The 2,233-nt window shown below is 72.4% G+C and carries 3 protein-coding genes; all 3 read right to left on the reverse strand.

The annotated features are described in order from the left end of the window. Positions 1 to 234: 234 nt before the first annotated feature. A complete protein-coding gene (locus ACFWB8_RS36980) occupies positions 235 to 990 on the reverse strand; it encodes a sirohydrochlorin chelatase (RefSeq protein WP_385237688.1) in 756 nt (251 codons plus the stop codon). A 5-nt stretch (positions 991 to 995) separates the two neighbouring features. Continuing rightward, positions 996 to 1,880, reverse strand: a complete 885-nt coding sequence (locus tag ACFWB8_RS36985; protein WP_385237691.1) for an ABC transporter permease — start codon at positions 1,878 to 1,880, stop codon at positions 996 to 998. Continuing rightward, positions 1,867 to 2,233, reverse strand: a 367-nt coding sequence (locus tag ACFWB8_RS36990; protein WP_385237694.1) for an ATP-binding cassette domain-containing protein, incomplete at its 5' end; no start/stop codon positions are given. The genes ACFWB8_RS36990 and ACFWB8_RS36985, both read right to left, overlap by 14 nt.

Consider the following 2,233-nt stretch of genomic DNA (forward strand, 5'->3'; position numbering starts at 1 on the left):
ACCGACATCTCGTCCCAGCGAACATTCCGACCGACCAGCCCGGACGCCCCGAGAACGTTGGTTGACATCCATAGGGGCATCAAGCTCGCCGACCGCTACCGCGCCGGAGTCGTCCTGGCCTCGCTGATCCTCTGGCTCCGCGAACCAGCCAGATGAGCATTTGTCAGACAGGCTCTAGCGGGGCTGGACCGGCGCGGCGCCGCTGCCGGGGGGTCCGGGGCGGAGCCCCAGGTTCTACGCCGCCAGCGCGGGCAGGCGGGCCGGCGAGGACGACGCCGCGTCGAAGCGGCGCAGCAGCAGGCGGGCCAGTTCCGGGGAGGGGCCCAGGACGGCGGACAGGACGTCCGCCCCCGCGGCTTCGGCGCCGGCCGCGATGCGGTCCGGCAACCGCCCGGGGGCGATGACGTACGGCGCCACCGCCACCCGACGCACGCCCTCGGCGCGCAGGGCCCGTACGACGTCCTCCGTACGGGGAAGGGCCGCGGAGGCGAACGCAGGCCGCACGGCGCACCAACCGGTGTGCCGCCACTCCCGCGCGATTTCAGCGATCACTGCGATCGCCTCCGGGTCTGTGGATCCGGCGGACGCGAGCACCACTGCGGTGGTGGCGCGGTCCGCCGCTGTGATGCCCGCCTCGGCGAGGCGCCGCTCCAGGGCCGAGACCAGGAGCGGGGAGGGCCCGAGCACGTCCGCCACCGTGACGGACAGGCCGGGCAGGCGGGCGGCCGACTCGGCCAGCACCGCCGGGATGTCGGACTTCGCGTGGAACGCCCGCGTCAGGAGGAGCGGGAGGGCCACGACCTCCCGTACGCCCGACCGGTGGAGCCAGGACAGGACCTGCCCCACCGTCGGGGTGTCGAAGTCGAGGAAGGCCGTCTCCACCCGCAGCCCGGGCCGCAGCGCCCGCGCCCGCCCGACGAGGGCGTGCACGGTCGCCGCGTGCCGCGGATCGCGGCTGCCGTGGGCTATGACGACGAGTGCGCGGGACACGGGACTCAGCTCTTGACCAGCAGGCCGCGGCTGCGCAGCACCCACCGCTCGACGGGGCTGAAGATCAGCAGGTCGATCGCGATGCCGACGACCAGGATCAGGATGATCGCGAGGAACACGCCCGGCAGGTCGATGTTGTTGCGGCCGTTCTCCAGCAACTGGCCCAGGCCCAGGCCCAGGTCGGGGGAGGAGGCGATGATCTCGGCGGCCATCAGGGAGCGCCAGGAGAAGGCCCAGCCCTGCTTGAGACCGGCGAGGTACCCCGGCAGCGCGGCCGGCATGACCACGTGCCGGGCGCCGCGCAGGCCGCTCGCGCCGAGCGTGCGGCCGGCCCGCAGGAACAGCGGCGGGATCTGGTCGATGCCGGAGACGAGGCCGTTGGCGATGGACGGGACCGCGCCCAGCAGGATCACCGTGAACATCATGGTGTCGTTGAGGCCGAACCAGAGCACCGCCGGGGGCACCCAGGCGACCGAGGGCAGGGACTGCAGGCCCTGGAGGATCGGGCCGATCGCGGCCCGGACGAACTTCACCCGCGCGACGACGAGGCCGAGGGGGGTGCCGATGGCCAGGGCCAGCAGGAAGCCGAGCAGACCGCGCGACACGCTGGTCCAGATGACTTCCAGCAGGGTGCCCTTGAGCCACATGTCGGCCAGGCTGTCCCACACCGCGGACAGCGCCGGCAGTTTGGTCTCCTCGGTGACCTTCGCCGAAACGAGGATCTGCCACACCAGCAGCACGAGGCTGACGGCGAGGACCGGGGGCAGGATCTTGTTGGTGAGGACCTCGCGGATGGGGGTGCGATGGGTCTGGACCGCGTCGAGGGCGTCGAGGCCGGCCTCCAGGCCCGCCAGGTCGTCCGTCTTCGCCTTCGTTTCAGTGCTGGCCATGGCGGCGGATCTCCCCACGCAGGTGTTCGGTGATCTCGAGGGACAGCTCGGCGACGTCCGCGTCCTCGATGCGGCGCGGCTGCGGAATGTCCACGGTCCATTCCTTCGCGATTCGGCCGGGGCGCGAGGAGAGGAGGACCACGCGCTGGGCGAGGCGCACGGCCTCGCGCACGTTGTGGGTGACGAACAGGACCGACAGGTTCCGCTCGGCCCAGATGCGGGTGAGTTCGCCGTGCAGCACATCGCGGGTGATGGCGTCGAGGGCCGCGAACGGTTCGTCCATCAGCAGCAGTTGGCTGTCCTGGGCGAGGGCCCGGGCCAGGGCCACGCGTTGGCGCATGCCGCCGGACAGC

The sequence above is a fragment of the Streptomyces sp. NPDC060031 genome (assembly GCF_042736805.1).
In the GTDB taxonomy this organism is placed as follows: Bacteria; Actinomycetota; Actinomycetes; order Streptomycetales; family Streptomycetaceae; genus Streptomyces.